At 56.9% G+C, this 17,960-nt stretch carries 21 protein-coding genes; 13 read left to right on the top strand and 8 right to left on the bottom strand.

Translation table 11 applies throughout. The features are described from left to right. Positions 1-97: 97 nt before the first annotated feature. Both gorA and galU read right to left on the bottom strand, forming a co-directional pair. Positions 98-1,456, bottom strand: coding sequence for a glutathione-disulfide reductase (gene gorA / locus EQV96_RS01205; protein ID WP_240881073.1), 1,359 nt, complete (start codon positions 1,454-1,456; stop codon positions 98-100). Positions 1,457-1,590: 134 nt separating this feature from the next. Then, on the bottom strand, positions 1,591-2,430 hold the full coding sequence (galU, locus tag EQV96_RS01200; protein WP_016780941.1) for a UTP--glucose-1-phosphate uridylyltransferase GalU: 840 nt from the start codon (positions 2,428-2,430) through the stop codon (positions 1,591-1,593). Positions 2,431-2,655: 225 nt separating this feature from the next. Between galU and EQV96_RS01195 the strand changes: the two genes are divergently transcribed. Next, positions 2,656-2,838 carry a hypothetical protein gene (locus EQV96_RS01195; protein WP_095000187.1) on the top strand — a complete coding sequence of 61 codons (183 nt, stop codon included), beginning with the start codon at positions 2,656-2,658 and terminating at the stop codon, positions 2,836-2,838. A gap of 31 nt (positions 2,839-2,869) precedes the next feature. Next, on the top strand, positions 2,870-3,151 hold the full coding sequence (locus EQV96_RS01190) for a hypothetical protein (protein ID WP_095000186.1): 282 nt from the start codon (positions 2,870-2,872) through the stop codon (positions 3,149-3,151). A 40-nt stretch (positions 3,152-3,191) separates the two neighbouring features. Here EQV96_RS01190 and EQV96_RS01185 read toward each other — a convergent pair whose 3' ends face one another. The 3 genes from EQV96_RS01185 to EQV96_RS01175 form a co-directional block, all read right to left on the bottom strand. After that, positions 3,192-4,115: a c-type cytochrome gene (locus EQV96_RS01185; protein WP_095019133.1), complete on the bottom strand. Its 924-nt coding sequence runs from the start codon at positions 4,113-4,115 to the stop codon at positions 3,192-3,194. Next, positions 4,112-4,762, bottom strand: a complete 651-nt coding sequence (locus EQV96_RS01180; RefSeq protein ID WP_095019908.1) for a c-type cytochrome — start codon at positions 4,760-4,762, stop codon at positions 4,112-4,114. The genes EQV96_RS01185 and EQV96_RS01180 overlap by 4 nt, the downstream gene beginning before the upstream one ends. A 184-nt stretch (positions 4,763-4,946) precedes the next feature. Beyond that, entirely contained in the window at positions 4,947-5,300 is a 354-nt protein-coding gene (locus EQV96_RS01175) for a hypothetical protein (protein WP_095000183.1), read from the bottom strand. A 209-nt stretch (positions 5,301-5,509) separates the two neighbouring features. Here EQV96_RS01175 and EQV96_RS01170 point away from each other — a divergent pair, with 209 nt between their 5' ends. From EQV96_RS01170 to modC, 6 genes are all read left to right on the top strand, one after another. Then, positions 5,510-5,812 carry a DUF1883 domain-containing protein gene (locus EQV96_RS01170; protein ID WP_048379727.1) on the top strand — a complete coding sequence of 101 codons (303 nt, stop codon included), beginning with the start codon at positions 5,510-5,512 and terminating at the stop codon, positions 5,810-5,812. Between the two features lie 19 nt (positions 5,813-5,831). Next, the gene (locus EQV96_RS01165) at positions 5,832-5,999 is read left to right on the top strand and encodes a hypothetical protein (protein WP_095000182.1); all 168 of its coding nucleotides are present in this window, start codon (positions 5,832-5,834) and stop codon (positions 5,997-5,999) included. 3 nt (positions 6,000-6,002) lie between these two features. Next, positions 6,003-6,653, top strand: a complete 651-nt coding sequence (gene alkB, locus EQV96_RS01160; RefSeq protein WP_095018547.1) for a DNA oxidative demethylase AlkB — start codon at positions 6,003-6,005, stop codon at positions 6,651-6,653. A gap of 124 nt (positions 6,654-6,777) precedes the next feature. Beyond that, positions 6,778-7,545, top strand: a complete 768-nt coding sequence (gene modA / locus EQV96_RS01155; RefSeq protein WP_095019906.1) for a molybdate ABC transporter substrate-binding protein — start codon at positions 6,778-6,780, stop codon at positions 7,543-7,545. Next, on the top strand, positions 7,546-8,226 hold the full coding sequence (gene modB / locus EQV96_RS01150; RefSeq protein WP_095000179.1) for a molybdate ABC transporter permease subunit: 681 nt from the start codon (positions 7,546-7,548) through the stop codon (positions 8,224-8,226). A 2-nt stretch (positions 8,227-8,228) separates the two neighbouring features. Beyond that, positions 8,229-9,317 carry a molybdenum ABC transporter ATP-binding protein gene (gene modC, locus EQV96_RS01145; RefSeq protein WP_095000178.1) on the top strand — a complete coding sequence of 363 codons (1,089 nt, stop codon included), beginning with the start codon at positions 8,229-8,231 and terminating at the stop codon, positions 9,315-9,317. Here the strand turns inward: modC and EQV96_RS01140 are convergent. Beyond that, on the bottom strand, positions 9,292-10,590 hold the full coding sequence (locus tag EQV96_RS01140) for a Wzz/FepE/Etk N-terminal domain-containing protein (protein WP_095000177.1): 1,299 nt from the start codon (positions 10,588-10,590) through the stop codon (positions 9,292-9,294). The genes modC and EQV96_RS01140 overlap by 26 nt on opposite strands. A gap of 349 nt (positions 10,591-10,939) precedes the next feature. Here EQV96_RS01140 and EQV96_RS01135 point away from each other — a divergent pair, with 349 nt between their 5' ends. After that, entirely contained in the window at positions 10,940-11,875 is a 936-nt protein-coding gene (locus EQV96_RS01135) for a LysR family transcriptional regulator (RefSeq protein WP_095024650.1), read from the top strand. Here the strand turns inward: EQV96_RS01135 and surE are convergent. Both surE and hemB read right to left on the bottom strand, forming a co-directional pair. Beyond that, positions 11,872-12,648 carry a 5'/3'-nucleotidase SurE gene (surE, locus tag EQV96_RS01130; RefSeq protein ID WP_095000175.1) on the bottom strand — a complete coding sequence of 259 codons (777 nt, stop codon included), beginning with the start codon at positions 12,646-12,648 and terminating at the stop codon, positions 11,872-11,874. The two genes, EQV96_RS01135 and surE, sit on opposite strands and share 4 nt — an antisense overlap. 81 nt (positions 12,649-12,729) lie before the next feature. Next, positions 12,730-13,704: a porphobilinogen synthase gene (gene hemB, locus EQV96_RS01125; RefSeq protein WP_095000174.1), complete on the bottom strand. Its 975-nt coding sequence runs from the start codon at positions 13,702-13,704 to the stop codon at positions 12,730-12,732. Between the two features lie 250 nt (positions 13,705-13,954). Here hemB and EQV96_RS01120 point away from each other — a divergent pair, with 250 nt between their 5' ends. From EQV96_RS01120 to EQV96_RS01105, 4 genes are all read left to right on the top strand, one after another. Next, positions 13,955-14,251: a winged helix-turn-helix domain-containing protein gene (locus tag EQV96_RS01120; RefSeq protein WP_019822791.1), complete on the top strand. Its 297-nt coding sequence runs from the start codon at positions 13,955-13,957 to the stop codon at positions 14,249-14,251. A 54-nt stretch (positions 14,252-14,305) separates the two neighbouring features. Then, entirely contained in the window at positions 14,306-15,316 is a 1,011-nt protein-coding gene (locus EQV96_RS01115; protein WP_240881071.1) for an NAD(P)-dependent alcohol dehydrogenase, read from the top strand. Between the two features lie 80 nt (positions 15,317-15,396). After that, complete coding sequence (locus EQV96_RS01110) at positions 15,397-15,870, top strand: YbaK/EbsC family protein (RefSeq protein ID WP_095000172.1); 474 nt, start codon at positions 15,397-15,399, stop codon at positions 15,868-15,870. A 173-nt stretch (positions 15,871-16,043) separates the two neighbouring features. Then, complete coding sequence (locus EQV96_RS01105; RefSeq protein ID WP_095019902.1) at positions 16,044-17,915, top strand: DUF3857 domain-containing transglutaminase family protein; 1,872 nt, start codon at positions 16,044-16,046, stop codon at positions 17,913-17,915. The last annotated feature ends 45 nt before the right edge of the window (positions 17,916-17,960 follow it).

The following is a 17,960-nucleotide window of genomic DNA, read 5'->3' as shown; positions in this document are numbered from 1 at the left end:
CAGTGTGGGAGCGGGCTTGCTCGCGATCGGAGCGACGCGGTTTAACAGATAGACCGCGCCGCCTGCATCGCGAGCAAGACCGCTCCCACAGTGAAAATCAGCGTTTTACCGGCGTGCGCATGGTCACAAACTCTTCAGCAGCCGTCGGGTGTACGCCGATGGTTTCGTCAAAGTGCTGTTTGGTCGCCCCGGCCTTCAAGGCAATCGCCAGTCCCTGCACGATCTCCCCCGCCTCCGGCCCGACCATATGGCAACCGAGCACCTTGTCGGTGTCGGCATCCACCACAAGCTTCATCAACGTACGCTCCTGGCACTCGGTGAGTGTCAGTTTCATCGGGCGAAAGCTGCTTTCGAAAATCTGCACCTTGTGTCCCGCCTCAATGGCCTGTTCTTCGCTCAAACCCACCGTGCCGATGTTAGGCAGGCTGAACACAGCCGTCGGGATCATTTGGTAATCCACCGGCCGATATTGCTGGGGCTTGAACAGGCGGCGCGCCACGGCCATGCCTTCGGCCAGCGCCACGGGCGTCAACTGCACGCGACCGATCACATCGCCAATGGCCAGGATCGATGGCTCGGCACTCTGGTACAGATCATCCACTTCGACAAAACCGCGCTTGTCGAGTTTGACCCCGGTGTTCTCCAGGCCCAGGTTATCGAGCATCGGCCGACGGCCCGTGGCGTAGAACACACAATCGGCGATCAGCTCGCGACCGTCCTTGAGTGTGGCTTTGAGGCTGCCATCGGCCTGCTTGTCGATCCGCTCGATATCGGCATTGAACTGTACGTCCATGCCGCGCTTGATCAGTTCTTCGTGCAAGTGCTTGCGCACTGCACCATCAAAACCGCGCAGGAACATCTCGCCACGATAGAGTAAGGACGTTTTCGCACCCAAACCGTGGAAAATCCCAGCAAACTCGACGGCGATATAGCCACCGCCCACCACCAGCACACGCTTGGGAAGCTCTTTGAGGAAGAATGCCTCGTTGGAACTGATTGCATGTTCATGGCCCGGGATGTCGGGAATCTGCGGCCAGCCGCCGGTGGCGATCAGGATATGTTTGGCGGTATGACGCTGACCGTTGATTTCAACTTCATTGGGGCCGGTTATTTTCGCGTGACCTTCGATCAGGGTCACACCGCTGTTGACCAGCAAGTTGCGATAAATACCGTTGAGACGATTGATCTCGCGGTCTTTGTTGGCGATCAGGGTCGCCCAGTCAAAGTCGGCCTCACCCAGGCTCCAGCCAAACCCCGAGGCTTGCTCGAAGTCTTCAGCAAAGTGCGCGCCGTACACCAGCAGCTTTTTCGGCACGCAGCCAACGTTCACGCAGGTACCGCCCAGATAGCGGCTTTCTGCTACAGCCACTTTTGCGCCAAAACCTGCGGCAAAACGTGCAGCACGCACGCCACCAGAACCCGCACCAATGACAAATAGATCAAATTCGTAGGCCATTTCTCTCTCCTAGGCAGGCCATCAGCATAATCGCTCCTGCGCGATTGACCAGCGCTGGAAGTTGCCGACAGCAAAAAAACGAAAAAGCCACCCGAGGGTGGCTTTCTCTTGAAGCGATCTACAACGGGCCGCTATCAGTAAGCTTTGCCGGTTTTGTAGAAGTTTTCGAAGCAGAAGTTGGTTGCTTCGATGTAGCCTTCGGCGCCACCGCAGTCAAAGCGCTTGCCCTTGAACTTGTAAGCAATCACGCAACCGTTTTGCGCCTGCTTCATCAGCGCGTCGGTGATCTGGATTTCACCGCCTTTGCCCGGTTCGGTCTGTTTGATCAGATCGAAGATATCCGGAGTCAGGATGTAACGGCCGATGATGGCCAGGTTGGAAGGTGCATCTTCCGGAGCTGGTTTTTCAACCATGTTGCGCACGCGGTAGAGGTCGTCACCAATCAGGTCGCCAGCGATCACGCCGTACTTGTTGGTTTCTGCCGGATCAACTTCCTGGATCGCGATGATGGTGCAGCGGTACTGATTGTACAGCTTGACCATTTGTGTCAGGACGCCGTCGCCTTCCAGGTTGACGCACAGGTCGTCTGCCAGAACCACGGCAAAGGGTTCGTCGCCGATCAGCGGGCGGCCAGTCAGAATTGCGTGGCCCAGGCCCTTCATTTCGGTTTGACGGGTGTACGAGAACGAGCATTCGCTCAGCAGGCGGCGGATACCGACCAGGTACTTCTCTTTATCAGTACCCTTGATCTGGTTTTCCAGCTCGTAGCTGATGTCAAAGTGGTCTTCCAGGGCGCGCTTGCCGCGGCCCGTCACGATGGAAATTTCAGTCAAGCCAGCGTCCAGTGCTTCTTCAACCCCGTACTGGATCAGTGGCTTGTTCACCACCGGCAGCATTTCTTTTGGCATGGCCTTGGTCGCTGGCAAAAAGCGAGTGCCGTAACCGGCTGCTGGGAACAAGCATTTCTTGATCATATGAGTCCTTTAAAGGGCTGTACGTTCCAAATTTGGCGCAGTCTAATCAGGCAGCATCGACGTTACAATGCTTCTCGATAGCAAACTGATGCCAACCTAGATAAATATTTAGCCCGTTAGTTCCTTTGCGATTGAATTTGATTGGCGCCCATCGTGTTTACCACTACCCGTGATGCCCTTGCGCTATTATCACGCCATTAATCCAGCCAATCAGGCAGCTTTTCGATGTCAGCAACAATCAGCGTTAACGGTTATGAGATCAAACCCGATGAATCGGGCCAATGGTGCGTGTTTGCTGCCTCGGGTGAAAACGTTGCCGGACCATTCAGCTCGCAACAGGCCGCAGCAGAAGTCGCCTCGGTATTTCAGGACCAACCTGAGCCAGCAGCCCGCCGCAGCAAAAAATAACAGCAACTCCACTTATGTGATGGTTACCCGGATGAAGAAAGTTCTGACACTGCTCGCATTGGTGACTCTGGGTGGGTGCGCGACGGCATCCAGCACTTACCTGGCCGATGGCAAACAAGGGTTGAGCATAGACTGTTCTGGCGAGGCCATGTCCTGGGCCAAGTGCTATGAGAAAGCCGAGGCCTCATGTGCCGGTACTGGCTATACCATCATTGCCACGGATGGTTCGCCTGCGCTTGCGCAAAGCGAGAAAACCCTGGGCGCAGATGTAGGTAATTTTAAAAGTCGCACTGTCGTAGTGGCCTGCAAGTAAGGGATACCGCTAAAGCGCATGACTTTAGCGGTAACTGCAATTACCGGGTGCCCTGGCCGACCAAAACGCCATTCACGGTTTGCCCATAAACGTTGACGCCGTCATTGGCATGGAACTTCAACCGGGTTTTTTCCACTGAACCTTCGACCAGTCGAGGGTCCTGTGGCCGTTCGTGGGTGTTGATGTACGCCGCCACATCCCAGGCCTGCTCGTCACTCAAGCTGTTGGCCTTGCCCAGTGGCATGTTGTGCTTGATAAACGATGCCGCGGTATTGATCCGGTGCATGCCGGCTCCCCAGTTGTAGGAATCTTTGCCCCACAATGGCGGCATCACATAGTCCTCCCCCACCTTTTGCCCCTGCCCGTTGTCACCATGACAGACGGCACATTGGTCCTTGTACAGCGCAGCACCACGGCTCAAGTTGTACCCAGCCTTGGGCTCGGGCACATCGGGATACCCTCGTCCCGGCAACTCAACCCCCGTAGGAGCCTTGGTCGACAACCAATAGGCATAGGTTGAGAGCGCCGTGATCTCGCGGCTATCGGCAGCCGGTGGCGTACCGCCATTCATGCTGAACTGAAAGCAGCCCTGCAGGCGTTCGGCAAAGGTATTGACCTTGTCGTTTTTCTTGCGGTACGCCGGGTACATGGGATACGCCCCCCACAGCGGGGCTGAGTTGGCCAGACGACCCTGATCAAGATGGCAGTTCGTACAGTTAAGGCCATTGCCGACAAACTTCGGGGCCTGGCGTTTGGTGTCAACAAACAGGGCATAGCCGTCCATCACCATTTTGCCGTAGGCGTTGTCGGGCAAATCGCTTTGTTGCGGCGGCTGAAAGTAGGTGATGTTATCGGCAGGTGCAGGCACCTTGATCTGCGACTGGTCTTCCATCGCAATGGGCGCTGCATGGACCGCGCTGCCAAAGAGGAAGGATGCCGCACAGGTTGATATCAGACGTTTCATGGTTTGACCTCCTTGTGCCCTACAGTGCTGAAATAGTCGGCAACCGCCTTGATTTCGTCTTCGCTCATGGCCTTGGCGATATGACCCATCAGGTCATTGGGATCGTTGCGCCGGGTGCCATCGCGCCAGGCATTGAGCTGCGCCGTCAGGTACAGCGCCGGTTGATTGGCCAGGGGCGGGAAGGCACTTCCCACCCCCACCCCACCCGGACCATGACAGCTGACGCACTCGGGTATCTGACGCTCCCAGGCGCCGCGCAAGGCCAACTTTTCTCCAGGGCCTGAAGGCATGGTGCTGCGGTTGATGGCAGGCACCGCAGGGGCCGGCATGGCGGCAATGCTGGCGGTGACCGCGGCAATTTCCTGGTCGCTCAGGGCCTTGGCCAGGGGTTGCATCACCGGGCTGACCCGTTTGCCACTTTGAAAGTCGTGCAGTTGCTTGCTCAGGTAATCGGCAGAAAGACCGGCTAATCGCGGAAACCCGGCAGGTGCCAGCCCCATGCCATCCGCACCGTGGCACGCCACGCAGGCCGTGGCACCCGGTTGGGCACCGCCCTGCAGGTAGATGTTGGGGGTCGGTTGTGCCTGGGTATTGCTCACGGCGAGCAGCATGAGGCTGCTCAATAGCGTTCGCTTGAGTGGAATCATGACCAGCTCCATTATTGTTATATGCTTAGGCCTATAAAATATAAGCCTGCAGATCCTAGGAGAATTCCTACACGGTCACAACATAGCTTTGGATCCGATCGCCAAATCGGGGGCGAAAAAAAACCTGACGTCGCGCAAGCAAACGTCAGGTGGGGTGTTGCAGCCATTTGACTGAGCTGAGGCGTCAGTCACCGGAAATGCAATGTGTGGCGGCTTTGCGAATATCGCCCGGGCGCACCGGCACATTGGACATGCTTTCGTACACCTTGATGCTGCTGCCGCCGGAGCGCTCTTCAATATCAATGACCGCCGTTGGATTGGAGGTCAGCTTTTGCGGGACGATGATCCGGAAACCGTCTTTATGCGGTTCAATCTGAGGTGCCCTGCGTGTGCTGGACAGTTGTTGCACCACACATTGAGCATAGGCGTCGGGCTTCTTGCCCGAAATCACACTCATGGTGGGCAGCGTCTGCTCAATATCGGTAACGGATGCACAGCCACCCAAGGCCAGCAACGCCGCTAATACGCCCCACTTCATAGACATTCTCCGTTAAAGACACTACGACAATGGATATGCGGAATTTCTCCCGGGCCATAGTGAATAAATACTCAATAGTGGCGGATTATCCACGTTTTACGTCAAACTCACCCGCATCACGGCATAATACTCGGCTTTAGCCCCCTGATAGGGCTGAAGCACATGCTATCGTGCTGATTATTCAGCAGATTCACGTTTTTGGAGACACCATGAAATTTATTCACCAGCGCGAGCACCTCAACGAAGACGACATCGTCGTCATCGAGTGCTCCCAGCCTTGCAACATCCGCCTGATGAGCGATGCGCACTTCCGCAGTTTTAAAAATGGTGGCCGCCACTCCTACCATGGCGGCGCCTTCAAGGACTTCCCGGCCCGCATCACCGCGCCGAGCACCGGTTTCTGGAACATCACCATCGATACCGTGACCAGCCGTGCCATCAGCGTAACCCGCAAGCCAAGCTTCAAGCCGACCATTAAAATCGTGCGTCGCTCAAGCTCCAAACTTCGCTAAACCCAAAGCAGGAATTACCGTGCAAACCACCAAGTACGTGATCAAGTACAAGCTCAACGGCGAGCGTCGTTTCGAGTTTGCCCAGCTCCAGTCGGGATCGGAACAAGAAGCTCGCGCAGCACTTGAAAAGATCCATGGCGATGCTGACGAAGTAATTACCGACATCAAGGCAAGCAAGGCACTTTAAGCCGTGGACTTGTTTGCCGAGCAGGACCTGCAGCAGCCCGCCCGTGTCGAGCGTATCAGCGACCAGGCGTTTGCGCTTCGCGGGTTTGCCTTGCCCAAGGCCAAGGAGCTGCTGGCAGCCCTTGATAGCGTTCTGCTGCAGGCACCCTTGCGCCAGATGCAGACGCCCGGTGGCTACACCATGTCCGCCCGACTGAGCAGTTGCGGTGCTCTGGGCTGGACCACTGACCGCGATGGTTACCATTACAGTCCGCTCGATCCGCTAAGTGCCCGACCCTGGCCAGCCATGCCCGGCGTCTTCCTGGCGCTGGCTGCAGCGGCGGCCAGCAGCGCAGGCTTTAGCGGTTTTGTCCCTGATTCCTGCTTGATCAATGCCTATGCGCCAGGCGCAAAAATGTCGCTGCATCAGGATAAAAACGAGCGCTGCCATACCGCACCGATTGTTTCCATTTCTCTGGGGCTGCCGGCGATTTTTCAGTTTGGCGGTTTCGAACGAAGTGACCCGACTCAACGAATAGCATTGTTTCACGGCGACATCATGGTCTGGGGCGGCGTTGACCGCCTGCGGTATCACGGAGTAATGCCCATCAAGCCCGGGCATCACTCACTGTTGGGCGAACAGCGGATCAATATCACCCTGCGTCAGGCAGGCTGAACCGCAGTTACCTGCTTCACTTCCCCCTTTCCTCGCACGCACGCTGACAAAGCGCTGTAAATATTTCTATATAGCGGATATCTTGCCAACGCCTGACACGGCCTAATAAAAACGGAGTTTTGCCATGAATGTTCGTGCCCGCCCCTTTATCCCTGCCGCGCTGGCTGTTCTGATCGGATGTACCGCATTCACTTCGGTCCAGGCCGATGAAGTGCAGGTTGCCGTGGCAGCCAACTTCACGGCGCCAATCCAGGCCATTGCCAGCGACTTTGAAAAAGACACCGGGCACAAGTTGATAGCGGCCTATGGCGCAACAGGCCAGTTCTATACCCAGATCAAGAACGGTGCACCATTCGAAGTGTTTCTGGCCGCAGATGACACCACCCCCGAGAGACTTGAAAAAGAAGGCGATACCGTTCCCGGTTCACGCTTCACCTACGCCATTGGCACCCTGGCGCTGTGGTCAGCCAAAGAGGGTTATATCGATGGCACCGACAAAGCGCTGCTGGCCAATCAGTACACGCATCTGTCGATCGCCAACCCCAAAGCCGCGCCCTACGGCCTGGCAGCAACGCAAGTGCTGGCCAAACTGGACCTGACTGACAAGGTCAAGAACAAGATCGTTGAAGGCCAGAACATTACCCAGGCCTACCAGTTCGTTTCCACGGGCAATGCCGAGCTGGGCTTTGTCGCCCTGTCGCAGATCTACAAAAACGGCAAAGTCAGCGACGGTTCGGCCTGGATTGTGCCCGAGGCGATGCACGACCCGATCCGGCAAGATGCCGTTATCCTCAAAAAAGGCGAAAACAACCCTGCTGCCAAGGCCCTTGCCGACTACCTTAAAGGTCCTAAGGCCACCGCCATTATCAAATCCTATGGTTACCACCTGTAAATGCCGCTCACGAGTGCTGACTTCGCAGCCATCTGGCTGACTCTGCAACTGGCGTCGCTGACCACCCTCATTTTGTTGCTGGTCGGCACTCCCATCGCCCTGTGGTTAGCGCACACCCGCTCGCGGTTGCGCGGCCCCATCGGGGCGATTGTGGCCCTGCCACTGGTTTTACCGCCCACTGTCATAGGTTTCTATCTGCTGCTGGCGATGGGGCCCAATGGTTATGTTGGCCAGCTCACCCAGTACCTGGGTCTGGGCACACTGACTTTCAGTTTCGCCGGGCTGGTGATCGGTTCGGTGATCTACTCCATGCCCTTTGTCGTGCAGCCTTTGCAGAATGCATTTACGGCCATTGGCCCCAGACCGCTTGAAGTCGCCGCGACTCTGCGGGCCAACCCGTGGGATACCTTCTTCAGCGTCATTGTACCTCTGGCCCGACCCGGCTTTATAACGGCCTCTATTTTAGGGTTTGCCCATACGGTCGGTGAGTTTGGCGTGGTACTGATGATCGGCGGCAATATCCCGGAAAAAACCCGTGTGGTCTCGGTGCAGATCTACGACCATGTCGAGGCACTGGAGTATGCTCAGGCACACTGGCTGGCAGGGGCGATGGTGGTGTTTTCCTTTCTGGTGCTGCTGGCGTTGTATTCAAGCCGCAAATCGCAAACCGGCTGGAGCTGAAGATGACGTCGCAGATCAACCTTCGGTTGCAGCACCGCTACCCCGGTTTTGCTCTCGACCTGGACCTGCAACTGCCGGGCAAGGGGGTCACCGCCCTCTACGGTCACTCCGGCTCGGGCAAGACCACCTGTCTGCGTTGTATCGCCGGTCTCGAACGGGCCAGCCAGGCCTATGTACAGGTCAATGATCACATCTGGCAAGACAGCCAGCGCAATCACTTCGTACCGGTGCACCAGCGGGCGCTGGGCTATATCTTTCAAGAAGCGAGCCTGTTCCCCCACCTGTCGGTGCGGGCCAATCTTGAATTCGGCCTCAAGCGCATTGCCCATCAGGAACGTCGAGTGGATCTTGCCCATGCCACCGAACTACTGGGCATCACCCACCTGTTGACGCGGGCGCCGCACAACTTGTCCGGCGGCGAACGCCAGCGGGTCGGTATCGCCCGGGCCTTGCTCACCAGCCCGCAACTGCTGTTGATGGACGAGCCCCTGGCCGCACTGGACAACCAGCGCAAAGGCGAAATACTGCCCTACCTTGAGCGCCTGCACGCCGAACTGGATATCCCCGTGCTCTACGTCAGTCATTCTCTGGACGAAGTTGCGCGCCTGGCCGATCATATTGTGTTGCTCAGCGAGGGCAAGGTACTGGCCAGCGGCCCTGTCAGTGAAACCCTTGCCAGGCTCGACCTGCCACTGGCGCGCGGGAATGATGCCGCAGTGGTGATTGAGGGCCGGGTCAGCGATTACAACCTAAACTACCAGCTGTTGACTCTGCACCTGCCCGGCAGCGCCCAGCAGCTGAGGGTTGCCCATGCCTCAATGGCCATCGGCCAGCCGTTGCGCGTCAAAGTGCAAGCCCGGGATATCAGCCTGACCCTGGCCCCGTCGGAGCACAGCAGCATCCTTAATAGCTTGCATGCAAGGGTGGTCAGCGAAACGGCCGCCGACAACCAGGCTCATGTGCTGATACGCCTGGATGCCGACGGCACTCCCCTGCTCGCCCGGATAACCCGTTACTCCCGGGACCAATTGGGCCTGCACCCCGGGCAATTACTATGGGCGCAGATCAAATCGGTGGCTGTTCTGGCCTGATGCCTTGCTTGCGCCGCTGGAGCAGGAAGCGCACGGTCGCAATCGTCAGCCCCGCCAACAGGCCCAGAACCAGTGCCAGAGCGACTATCAGGGCCTTTTTCGGCTTGATCGGATCAGTCGGCATCTGTGCCTTGCGATCAATACTGACCAACCCAAGCTGGCTCATATCCGTATTCAGGCGGCCAAGGCGCACGGCTTCGGCACGCAAGGGCTCGATGTCATTGAGGAATACATCCTCATTTGAGCGTTTACCAAGCATTTCGACCTGGCGATTGACCTCAAGCAATTGAATCTTTTTGCGGATCTGCGAGATACGGTTATCGGTAAAATCGTCCGTGGTTCGCTTGAGCAAGGCTGCACGCTCGGCCTCCAAGGCCTGGGACCCCATAAAGTACAAGGGGATACTTTGCGAAGTGATTTCGGTGCGCACCAGCCTGGCCGATGAGCCCTGCGCCGCATCAGCCATCGCCGACGGTGTGGTCGGACGGGTAATACCCAGGGATTTGGCAATGGCGATAGCTTCGTCAAGCTGCTGTATGCGCGCTTCCCGCTCGATTTTCAGCTGCAGGCGCAAGGCCTTCAGCTCATCCTCCAACTGCGCCTTTTGGAGGCTGTCAGTTTCAAGGAATGTGGCAATTTTTTCTTCTTTATCAGATGTATAGCTTGAGCGTGCGGCATTTATCTGGGCGTCCAGCTCTCTGAGCCGGTTACCAATAATAACCTTGAGGTCGGCACTGATTTGCTCGCGCTGCTTGGTGATCGCGTAGTCAACAAAACCATTGAGAATCGCAACCCCATCAAGGGAGGCCGGGTATGTTAGCTCCAGCTTGAGATAAGGATTATCTGAACTGGCCTTATTGGGCGCAGGCTGAACCAGATTGAATGCATCCCGGTTAAACACTTCGAAGCTTTGCTCCAGACTTCTGCCAGGTTGTACCAAAGGTTTGAACAAGTCCTGGTGGTCGCGAAAAAAACTCAACCGGTTTTCATAAGACTCAAGTGCCAGGCCAACTTTAAGCAAGGCATCAGCAGCAGGCAGGGTATAAACCTGGGAGCGGTTAAGGGCATCAAGCTCATTGATAGCTGCAGGGCGCAGCAGGCTGCTGGTTTGATAGACCTGTTGCGCAAACGACACATAGCCAAGTGCCATCAATCCGGCAATGACTACGGTGCCGCCAATCAGTTTTTTTTGTCGCCAAAAAGAATGGATCAAGTCAAAAAAATCGATCTCAGCGTCGACTTTACGTCCTTGTGGGTACTGATGAATAGTCAAATGAATGCACCTTGTAAATAAAGCTTAGTCAAGCTGGCTACTGAGGGCGTATCGATCACATGATGACGCAATGTGTTTGACAGGCAATTCCTAGAAAAATTCGCATCTTTATAAATCAAGCACATAGAACAACAAAAGCAAGTAATTAGAAAATGATATCCAACATCTTTATTAAAAATAGGATGCACCCTAGTTTCTAATGAGAATTGCCTCACAAAAAATAAAGGCAAAATAACAATGTGTCTGTGCCGTTTTCATCGAATCTCCACGCCAGGACGGCACAGCTTCCTGGACTGTGTAATTATTGCCGCCACAAGAAAGCACGCTTACGTGTGGGGTAATAATCAGAATGGATATTTTTCAGGCGATGCGGGTGTTTGTCCGCGTAGTCGAAACCGGCAGCTTTACCGCTGCGGCGCAGGCTCTGGGTTATTCAACGGCGCAAACCTCACGGTTGCTGTCAGAGCTTGAGTCCTCGCTGCAAGCACGGTTGCTGCAGCGCAGCACACGGCGCCTGGCCTTGACCGAGGTGGGTGCGCGTTACCTGGAACGCTGCCGGTTGATACTGAGCGAGATTGAAGATGCAAATGCTGAAGCAGCGGGGGCGCACTTGATCCCCCGTGGCCATTTGCGTGTGCAATCAACTACAGGCCTGGGGATCCAGCTACTGGCACCGCTGGTAGCCCGTTACACGGAGCTGTATCCGCAAGTCCATGTCGATCTCACACTGTCACAACGCCAGCCCGATCTGCTTGAGGAGGGCCATGATCTGGTGATTACCCTGTCGGCCCACCTGCCGGACTCGGAATTGATCGGCCAACCGCTGGGCAGCATTTTCAGTGTCATCAGTGCTGCGCCTTCCTACCTCGAGGGTCGGAACATCCCGAAGGTTCCTGAGGATCTGCACCAACACCGCTGCCTGCATCTGGTTGACCCATTGTTTACCGACAGCTGGACCTTTCGTGATGATGAGGGCGAGCAAGTCATCCGCCCCGGTAACGTATTTCAGGTCAACGTGGCCGAGGCCATGGCGAAGGCCGCCGAGGCCGGGCTTGGAATCTGCCTGCTGCCTGATTATGTGGCGGTGGGTTCTTACCAGCGCGGCTCACTGGTGCGCCTGCTGCCGCATTATCGGCTGCATGAAAAAAACATCTATGCACTCTACCCTTCCCGGCGATTTCTGGATGCCAAGGTCAAGACCTGGGTCGAGTTTTTGAAAGAGGAGATACCCAAAGTGCTTGAAAGACACCAGGCCATCGTCGATGACCCGGCGCACTGGGCTTAGACGACTTGAACCGCCGTACGCAGATGCTCGCGCAAGGCGATGGCGGTGCGATCAAACTCCAGTGGTGTCACTGAAATACCACCCTGGGTGACCACGCGGGTTTCGGTATCCAGCGCTTCCGGGTGCTGGTGGCGAGTGATGCTGAGCCAGTAATACTTGGCTTCGCGAAAGTCGGTACGCTCGATGGCTTCCACCCCGTCCATGCGACCGGCGCCCTGGCGGGTGATCTGGATCGGGCCGGCCTCATCGGCAGGCACGTCAGGGAAGTTGATGTTCAGGCACGCCGACTGCTCCCAGCCCTTGCCCAATAGTTGCCGGATAACACCAGGGGCCAGTGCACGGGCCGTTTCCCAGCGTACCGAGCTGCGGCGGGTAAAGTACTGGCTCAAGGCGATGGATGGAACGCCCATCAACAAGCCCGTCATGGCAGCACCCACGGTTCCTGAAAACAGGGTTTCAACCCCAAGGTTGGCACCTTTGTTGATGCCGGAGAGCAACAGCTGCGGGGGTTTATCCAACAACTGCTGCAAGGCCATCGCGACACAGTCTGCCGGTGTTCCTGAAACCGAAAAACGCCGCTCGCCACGTTTTGTGACGCGCAAGGGGTGGTGAATACTGATTGCCGTGGATATACCGCTCTGGTCATGGTCAGGCGCCACGACCCACACTTCGTCCGCCAACTCACGGGCCACCGCTTCCAGCACTGCAAGGCCTGGAGCGTCGATCCCGTCGTCGTTGGTGATCAAGATTCGTTCGAGTCGAGCGTCTGGCATGAGGGGGCTCCTTGAGTGGGATGAAGCAGCTGCAAGCTATCAGATAAAACTAGCTTGATGCTTGCAGCTTGCAACTATCCCTTAAATTCCCTGCAGGGCCAGATCCATCGCGAAATAAGTCAGGATCATGTCGGCACCGGCACGCTTGATCGACCCAAGGCTCTCGCGAACGACGCGGGCCTCGTCGATGGCCCCGGCCTGGGCGCCAAATTTGATCATCGCGTATTCGCCGCTCACCTGGTAAGCCGCCAATGGCAGATGCGAGGCCTGGCGGATATCGCGAATAATGTCCAGATAGGCACCGGCAGGCTTGACCATCAGCACATCTGCGCCTTCCTGCTCGTCCAGCAATGACTCACGGATTGCTTCACGGCGGTTCATCGGGTTCATCTGATAAGACTTGCGGTCGCCCTTGAGCGCGCTGCCCCCAGCTTCACGGAACGGGCCATAGAGGGCCGAGGCAAACTTGGTGGAGTACGCCATGATCGAGGTGTCGGTAAACCCTGCACCGTCCAGGGCGCTGCGGATGGCCTGCACCTGGCCGTCCATGGCCGCTGATGGCGAGATAAAGTCGGCACCGGCCGCTGCGGCGGCAACTGCCTGCTTGCCCAGGTTGATCAGGGTCGCGTCATTGTCGACGCCGTGGTCATGCATCACGCCGCAATGGCCGTGGGAGGTGTATTCACAAAAGCAGGTGTCGCTCATCACCACCATGTCCGGCGCGGCATCCTTGCTGATACGCACCATGCGCGACACCAGGCCATCTTCACGCATGGCATCGCTGCCGGTTGCGTCCAGATGATGGGAAACACCGAACAGCATCACCGACTTGATACCCGCACGGGCGTAACGCTCGATTTCACCGGCCAGTTTTGACTCGGGAATACGCATTACACCGGGCATGCTGGTGATCGGCACAAAATCGTCGATTTCTTCTTCGACAAAAATCGGCAGCACCAGATCATTCAGGCTGAATTCGGTTTCCTGAAACATGTCGCGAAGGGTCTGGGAGCGGCGCAGGCGGCGCGGACGTACAGCGGGGAACTGGTTAGGCATCATGGTTCCTGATGGGCAGATTCAAAAAACAGACGAGCCTTGGCTCAATGGCGCAACAAATACAGGATTGATCCTGCAATTGCAAAACATCCGCCCGGCCTGCGGCCGGTGGTCGCGGGGTGTTTCTTGAGGGAAATGCCGGGGCTGACAGCTACACCTCATTACCTGTATCGCGAGCAAGCCCGCGCACAGGCCAGGGCAATCGGTCATATGCTTGAACATTTCGTTAAAAAGCGTAACATTGCCGACCATGATACTCGAACAGCTCAAAGCCCTGGGCAATGACACTCGCATGCAAATGATGGAGTGGCTCAAAGACCCGCTCAGCAATTTCCCGCCTCAGGATCACGGTGATCCTGCCATCGGCGTGTGCGTGACCCATCTGCAGCACAAGGCCGGGTTGTCGCCTTCTACTGCTTCGGCGCATTTGGCTATCTTGCAGCGCGCCGGCTTCGTCCTGACCACCCGCATCGGCAAGTGGACCTACTACCGACGCAATGAACAGGCGATCGATGACTTTGCGGCTAGGCTGAAAATCGAGTTGTAATTTTTAATTATACATTTCGTTATTTCGCGCAATGTAAAAATATGAGGAAGCCCCATGAGCACCAAAGCAATTTTCGTCCAACCTGGCGGCGGTTATGACAATGTAGTGGTTGGCAGCAGTGAAGCGCGCGCCCCCGGGAACGGCGAAATCACTGTACGTTTGCACGCCAACTCACTGAACTACCATGATTTTGCTGTCGTAAGCGGCATGTGGGGTCCGAGCGAAAATCGCATCCCCATGGCCGATGGCGCTGGCGAAGTAATTGCCGTTGGCGCCGATGTCAGCGAATTCAAGGTGGGAGATTCGGTGGTCAGCACCTTCTTCCCGGACTGGATCGACGGCACCCCTCTGGTTGAAGGTTTTGTTACCGTACCCGGTGATGGCATCGACGGTTATGCCCGCGAGCAGGTAACCACCAAAGCCACGTCCTTCACCCTGGCACCCACCCGCTGGAGCCATGCCGAAGCGTCAACCCTGACTACAGCCGGCCTGACCGCATGGCGCGCATTGATGGCCGACGATTCGCTCAAGCCGGGCGACACGGTATTGGTGCAAGGCACCGGCGGTGTTTCGATTTTCGCCCTGCAGTTCGCCAAGATGGCCGGTGCAACGGTCATTGCCACCTCCTCCAGCGATGAAAAACTGGAGCGCCTCAAAGCGCTGGGCGCAGACCACGTGATCAACTACCGCAAGGACACCCACTGGGGTGAAACCGCCCTGGCCCTCACCGGCGGGCGCGGTGTTGACCACATTATTGAAGTCGGCGGCCCTGCGACACTTGAACAGTCGATGATTGCCATCCGTGTGGCCGGGCATATCTCGATCATCGGCATCCTCAGCGGCGTTAGCGGCGCAATGAACTTTGTCCCGATGCTGGTCAAGCAAGCCCGCCTGCAAGGCGTGCTGGTCGGTAGCCGCAGCCAGCAGCAAGACATGATTCGCGCCATCAATGCCAACGGCATGCGCCCTGTAATAGATCGCCACTTCCCCCTGACGGACATTGTCGAGGCTTTCAAGTACCAGGAAACCAACCAGCATTTCGGCAAGATCATTCTGGACATCTAACCGCGACATCGCCGATGGCGCATTGACAGTGCGTCATCGGCTTCTCTAGATTCAGGCTTTTGCCCAGAGAGCCGAGTCTGATGAGCCTTGAATCCGTACGCGCATTTTTTCACGCCAACGCCCCTGACCTGCACATTATCGAATTGGCCACCAGCACCGCGACGGTCGCTCTGGCGGCCGAGGCCCATGGGGTGGAACCTGGTCAAATCGCCAAAACCCTGGCCTTTCGCGTCGGCGAACGCAACGTTCTGCTGGTGGCCCGCGGCGATGCACGTATCGATAACAAAAAAATCAAGGATGCCCTGGGCAGCAAAGCCAAAATGCTCGATGCCGAAACCGTCGTTGCCTTGACCAGCCATCCGGTGGGGGGTGTTTGCCCATTCGGCTTGGCCACCGATCTTGCCGTGTACTGCGATATTTCCCTGCAAAGCTTTAGCGAAGTCATGCCTGCAGCCGGGGCCACGCATACGGCGGTGAAAATTTGCCCGACACGCATGGCGGATCTGGTTAACGCGCAATGGGTCGATGTGTGTCAGCCCCTACCTGCCGCCTGAATTCCAGGAAAAGGCTCTGGAACGGGCATCTGCGCGAGGTTGATTGTCTGACAATGTAGAAAATACAGTTGCGATCGATTATCATCCGCTGTTCGCGCAGCATCCTGCAACCGTCTATCAACATAACTAAAACGTCGCAGGGTGCTGTTTCAAGGGAACGACCTGAGGCGCTCATGCACCGCTTTACTTTCAGCAAATCATTGATTTGCGCAACACTGGGGATCGTCAGCCTGCCGTCTTACGCGGCATTGCAACCGGCGTCAGAGGCTGCTCTGGCTGGCGAAACAGCAAAAAACTGCCATTTCAACAAAGACACCAGCACCGACTGCACTACCACGTACCGCTATACCATCCTGACCAACAATGGCCGCGAGATGCTGTCGCGCATCGACTTCAGCTTCCCCGAAACGGATCGGCTGGAGATCATTGACGCCCAGTCGACACAACCCGGTGGCAAACCGGTCGCGCTGGCCCCCTCGCAAATCGATACGCGCATGGCCCCCAACCCCGACCAGGGTTTTCAGCGAGCGCGGCAAACATCGATCGCTTTCCCCAACCTGCGCATCGGCACCCGTATCATGTACACCGTGCGTGAGCATACGGTGGCGAAACCGCTGATGGAGCACTTCCACTACCCGATGATGTTCGGCCCTGCCCCCGTGCGCTCGGATGCCTTCAAAAGCACGTTCACCGCTGAGCAGCCGATGGTCTGGCGCAGTGAGTTGATGGAGGACTTTACCTTCAACCCCTCTTCCGACAACAAGACCCTGGTGATCGAGCAGCAAAAACCGCGCTTCGTGAACTACATCAACGAAGCCGGCAACGCCTATATCCGCCAGATGCCACGGGTTGAAATCGCCAGTTCCAGCCAAGTGCAGGATCACTTCGGCAACCTCGCCGCGCGGTATCAGCAAATCCTCGGCGCCAGCCTGCCTGCGGGCGCCGCCAAGGTTGTTTCGGGCCTCAAGGGTTTGCCTGCCGCCGGGCGAGTGTCAGGCGTGATGCAGTACATCCACGAGCAATACCGTTATATGGGTGACTGGCGCGCCACAGATCGTGGCTATGTACCCTTTACCTTGAGCGAGATCGAAGAGCGCGGTTACGGCGATTGCAAAGACCTGTCCGTATTGCTGACTGCGATGTTGAAGGCCAGCGACATAAACGCGCAAACCGCCTGGGTCAGCCGTGGCAGCAACCCGCTTGGCCTGTTGCTGCCTGGCACAGGCGCAGCCAATCACGCCATCGTCAAGGCTCAAGTCAACGGCCAGGTCTGGTGGCTGGACCCTACCAACCCGGTGTTTATGCCGGGGCGCAGCATGCCCGATATCCAGAATCGCTGGGCACTGGTCATCGATGCCGAAGGCAGGGTGTACCAGGATCATATTCCGGAAGAACAGCCGAGCCTGAGCATGGGCGTGAAGAAGTTCGAACACTTCAATCGTGATGGCCAGGCCCGCACCACGGCTGAAGTACAGATGGGGCAAATGACGCTGATGCAGCTCAGCTACGCCGACACAGACTCCGGGGTTAGTGCCACCGACCTGAACCTGTGCAACCATTTCGGCAAGGAAATCGGCGACTGCAAGATCAGTCGCGAGAAAACCGGCTTTGTCGTACCCGAGCGTTACAAGGTGCAGGCCACGCTGACCAACCTTCGGCCACTGGAAAACCTCTCCGGGCAGCAGGTATACAAACCCGCCTTTGCGAGCGAGCGCTGGGACAGCCTGATGAACTATCGCCGCACCGGTCAGCTGGCGGATTTGTACATGGCCGATCCGGAGACAGTCACCTACGACATCACCCTGTCAGGGGCCGAGGTTGGCAAGGAGATCAAGACCTGCAAGGTGAACTCGCCGTGGTTTGATATGGAGCTGAGCAGCAAGCGCAGCAAAGAGGAGTACCGTTACCTGTACTCCATGACGCAAAAGCACAGCTGGTTGAGCCATGACGAAATCATGAGCGCGCCATTCGAAGCAATGCTCCAGCAAGCCCGTGCCTGCAACGAAAACATGCAGCAAGTGGTGCAACTGGTCACCCGCAGCTGAGTGCTTTGCGCTGAGCCACAAAAAAGCCCGACCCCATTGCGGGGT

Origin of the sequence: Pseudomonas sp. TMW22080 (assembly GCF_022496745.1) — a bacterium.
Taxonomy (GTDB): Bacteria; Pseudomonadota; Gammaproteobacteria; order Pseudomonadales; family Pseudomonadaceae; genus Aquipseudomonas; species Aquipseudomonas bubulae.
This window is presented reverse-complemented; position numbering and strand designations above follow the sequence as displayed.

What these genes read in the sequence shown, in the direction of transcription:
- gorA (WP_240881073.1), bottom strand. Translation starts at nt 1,456, where the DNA reads ATGGCCTACGAATTTGATCTATTTGTCATTGGTGCGGGTTCTGGTGGC.
- galU (WP_016780941.1), bottom strand. Translation starts at nt 2,430, where the DNA reads ATGATCAAGAAATGCTTGTTCCCAGCAGCCGGTTACGGCACTCGCTTT.
- EQV96_RS01195 (WP_095000187.1), top strand. Translation starts at nt 2,656, where the DNA reads ATGTCAGCAACAATCAGCGTTAACGGTTATGAGATCAAACCCGATGAA.
- EQV96_RS01190 (WP_095000186.1), top strand. Translation starts at nt 2,870, where the DNA reads ATGAAGAAAGTTCTGACACTGCTCGCATTGGTGACTCTGGGTGGGTGC.
- EQV96_RS01185 (WP_095019133.1), bottom strand. Translation starts at nt 4,115, where the DNA reads ATGAAACGTCTGATATCAACCTGTGCGGCATCCTTCCTCTTTGGCAGC.
- EQV96_RS01180 (WP_095019908.1), bottom strand. Translation starts at nt 4,762, where the DNA reads ATGATTCCACTCAAGCGAACGCTATTGAGCAGCCTCATGCTGCTCGCC.
- EQV96_RS01175 (WP_095000183.1), bottom strand. Translation starts at nt 5,300, where the DNA reads ATGAAGTGGGGCGTATTAGCGGCGTTGCTGGCCTTGGGTGGCTGTGCA.
- EQV96_RS01170 (WP_048379727.1), top strand. Translation starts at nt 5,510, where the DNA reads ATGAAATTTATTCACCAGCGCGAGCACCTCAACGAAGACGACATCGTC.
- modA (WP_095019906.1), top strand. Translation starts at nt 6,778, where the DNA reads ATGAATGTTCGTGCCCGCCCCTTTATCCCTGCCGCGCTGGCTGTTCTG.
- modB (WP_095000179.1), top strand. Translation starts at nt 7,546, where the DNA reads ATGCCGCTCACGAGTGCTGACTTCGCAGCCATCTGGCTGACTCTGCAA.
- modC (WP_095000178.1), top strand. Translation starts at nt 8,229, where the DNA reads ATGACGTCGCAGATCAACCTTCGGTTGCAGCACCGCTACCCCGGTTTT.
- EQV96_RS01135 (WP_095024650.1), top strand. Translation starts at nt 10,940, where the DNA reads ATGGATATTTTTCAGGCGATGCGGGTGTTTGTCCGCGTAGTCGAAACC.
- surE (WP_095000175.1), bottom strand. Translation starts at nt 12,648, where the DNA reads ATGCCAGACGCTCGACTCGAACGAATCTTGATCACCAACGACGACGGG.
- hemB (WP_095000174.1), bottom strand. Translation starts at nt 13,704, where the DNA reads ATGCCTAACCAGTTCCCCGCTGTACGTCCGCGCCGCCTGCGCCGCTCC.
- EQV96_RS01120 (WP_019822791.1), top strand. Translation starts at nt 13,955, where the DNA reads ATGATACTCGAACAGCTCAAAGCCCTGGGCAATGACACTCGCATGCAA.
- EQV96_RS01115 (WP_240881071.1), top strand. Translation starts at nt 14,306, where the DNA reads ATGAGCACCAAAGCAATTTTCGTCCAACCTGGCGGCGGTTATGACAAT.
- EQV96_RS01110 (WP_095000172.1), top strand. Translation starts at nt 15,397, where the DNA reads ATGAGCCTTGAATCCGTACGCGCATTTTTTCACGCCAACGCCCCTGAC.
- EQV96_RS01105 (WP_095019902.1), top strand. Translation starts at nt 16,044, where the DNA reads ATGCACCGCTTTACTTTCAGCAAATCATTGATTTGCGCAACACTGGGG.